This is a genomic window from Streptomyces sp. NPDC093598, assembly GCF_044764825.1.
Lineage (GTDB): Bacteria > Actinomycetota > Actinomycetes > Streptomycetales > Streptomycetaceae > Streptomyces.
Window position 1 is genome coordinate 1,729 of the sequence record NZ_JBIWIV010000036.1, and the last position, 3,184, is coordinate 4,912.

The following is a 3,184-nucleotide window of genomic DNA, read 5'->3' on the forward strand; positions in this document are numbered from 1 at the left end:
TCGGGGTGATGGGTGGCTGGTCGTTGTTTGAGAACTGCACAGTGGACGCGAGCATCTGTGGCCAAGTTTTTAAGGGCGCACGGTGGATGCCTTGGCACCAGGAACCGATGAAGGACGTGGGAGGCCACGATAGGCCCCGGGGAGTCGTCAACCAGGCTTTGATCCGGGGGTGTCCGAATGGGGAAACCCGGCAGTCGTCATGGGCTGTCACCCTTGCCTGAACACATAGGGCAAGTGGAGGGAACGCGGGGAAGTGAAACATCTCAGTACCCGCAGGAAGAGAAAACAACCGTGATTCCGGGAGTAGTGGCGAGCGAAACCGGATGAGGCCAAACCGTATACGTGTGAGACCCGGCAGGGGTTGCGTATGCGGGGTTGTGGGATCTCTCTTTTACGGTCTGCCGGCCGTGAGACGAGTCAGAAACCGTTGATGTAGGCGAAGGACATGCGAAAGGTCCGGCGTAGAGGGTAAGACCCCCGTAGTCGAAACGTCAGCGGCTCGTTTGAGAGACACCCAAGTAGCACGGGGCCCGAGAAATCCCGTGTGAATCTGGCGGGACCACCCGCTAAGCCTAAATATTCCCTGGTGACCGATAGCGGATAGTACCGTGAGGGAATGGTGAAAAGTACCGCGGGAGCGGAGTGAAATAGTACCTGAAACCGTGTGCCTACAAGCCGTGGGAGCGTCGGGCAAGCACTTGTGCTTGCCTCGTGACTGCGTGCCTTTTGAAGAATGAGCCTGCGAGTTTGCGGTGTGTTGCGAGGTTAACCCGTGTGGGGAAGCCGTAGCGAAAGCGAGTCCGAATAGGGCGACTCAGTAGCACGCTCAAGACCCGAAGCGGAGTGATCTAGCCATGGGCAGGTTGAAGCGGAGGTAAGACTTCGTGGAGGACCGAACCCACCAGGGTTGAAAACCTGGGGGATGACCTGTGGTTAGGGGTGAAAGGCCAATCAAACTCCGTGATAGCTGGTTCTCCCCGAAATGCATTTAGGTGCAGCGTCGTGTGTTTCTTGCCGGAGGTAGAGCACTGGATAGGCGATGGGCCCTACCGGGTTACTGACCTTAGCCAAACTCCGAATGCCGGTAAGTGAGAGCGCGGCAGTGAGACTGTGGGGGATAAGCTCCATGGTCGAGAGGGAAACAGCCCAGAGCATCGACTAAGGCCCCTAAGCGTACGCTAAGTGGGAAAGGATGTGGAGTCGCAGAGACAACCAGGAGGTTGGCTTAGAAGCAGCCACCCTTGAAAGAGTGCGTAATAGCTCACTGGTCTAGTGATTCCGCGCCGACAATGTAGCGGGGCTCAAGCGTACCGCCGAAGTCGTGTCATTCGTGCAACAGCCCCAACGGGTGTACGGATGGGTAGGGGAGCGTCGTGTGCCGGGTGAAGCAGCCGCGGAAGCGAGTTGTGGACGGTTCACGAGTGAGAATGCAGGCATGAGTAGCGATACAAACGTGAGAAACGTTTGCGCCGATTGACTAAGGGTTCCTGGGTCAAGCTGATCTGCCCAGGGTAAGTCGGGACCTAAGGCGAGGCCGACAGGCGTAGTCGATGGATAACCGGTTGATATTCCGGTACCCGCTGTGAAGCGTCAAACATCGAGCATCGTGATGCTAAGGCCGTGAAGCCGCCCCGGAGCCTTCGGGCAAAGGGGAGTGGTGGAGCCGCCGAACCAAGCGGTTAGTAGGTGAGTGATGGGGTGACGCAGGAAGGTAGTCCATCCCGGGCGGTGGTTGTCCCGGGGTAAGGGTGTAGGCCGTGCGATAGGTAAATCCGTCGCACATGAGGCTGAGACCTGATGCCGAGCCGATTGTGGTGAAGTGGATGATCCTATGCTGTCGAGAAAAGCCTCTAGCGAGTTTCATGGCGGCCCGTACCCTAAACCGACTCAGGTGGTCAGGTAGAGAATACCGAGGCGTTCGGGTGAACTATGGTTAAGGAACTCGGCAAAATGCCCCCGTAACTTCGGGAGAAGGGGGGCCACATCTGGTGAGAACACTTGCTGTTCGAGCTGGGGGTGGCCGCAGAGACCAGCGAGAAGCGACTGTTTACTAAAAACACAGGTCCGTGCGAAGCCGTAAGGCGATGTATACGGACTGACGCCTGCCCGGTGCTGGAACGTTAAGGGGACCGGTTAGTCACTCTTCGGGGTGGCGAAGCTGAGAACTTAAGCGCCAGTAAACGGCGGTGGTAACTATAACCATCCTAAGGTAGCGAAATTCCTTGTCGGGTAAGTTCCGACCTGCACGAATGGCGTAACGACTTCTCGACTGTCTCAACCATAGGCCCGGTGAAATTGCACTACGAGTAAAGATGCTCGTTTCGCGCAGCAGGACGGAAAGACCCCGGGACCTTTACTACAGTTTGATATTGGTGTTCGGTTCGGCTTGTGTAGGATAGCTGGGAGACTGTGAACTCTGGACGCCAGTTCAGGGGGAGTCGTCGTTGAAATACCAGTCTGGTCGTGCTGGATGTCTAACCTGGGTCCGTGATCCGGATCAGGGACAGTGTCTGATGGGTAGTTTAACTGGGGCGGTTGCCTCCTAAAGAGTAACGGAGGCGCCCAAAGGTTCCCTCAGCCTGGTTGGCAATCAGGTGTTGAGTGTAAGTGCACAAGGGAGCTTGACTGTGAGACCGACGGGTCGAGCAGGGACGAAAGTCGGGACTAGTGATCCGGCGGTGGCTTGTGGAAGCGCCGTCGCTCAACGGATAAAAGGTACCCCGGGGATAACAGGCTGATCTTCCCCAAGAGTCCATATCGACGGGATGGTTTGGCACCTCGATGTCGGCTCGTCGCATCCTGGGGCTGGAGTCGGTCCCAAGGGTTGGGCTGTTCGCCCATTAAAGCGGTACGCGAGCTGGGTTTAGAACGTCGTGAGACAGTTCGGTCCCTATCCGCTGTGCGCGTAGGAATATTGAGAAGGGCTGTCCCTAGTACGAGAGGACCGGGACGGACGAACCTCTGGTGTGCCAGTTGTTCTGCCAAGGGCATGGCTGGTTGGCTACGTTCGGGAGGGATAACCGCTGAAAGCATCTAAGCGGGAAGCCTGCTTCGAGATGAGTATTCCCACCTCCTTGAGAGGGTAAGGCTCCCAGTAGACGACTGGGTTGATAGGCCGGATATGGAAGCACGGTAACGTGTGGAGTTGACCGGTACTAATAGGCCGAGGGCTTGTCCTCAGTTG

1 rRNA gene is annotated in these 3,184 nt (G+C 57.0%); it reads left to right on the forward strand.

Features of this window, described 5'->3' with window-relative positions:
* Positions 1-59 precede the first annotated feature (59 nt).
* Positions 60-3,179 (forward strand): 23S ribosomal RNA (locus ACIRDU_RS38575).
* Positions 3,180-3,184 lie beyond the last annotated feature (5 nt).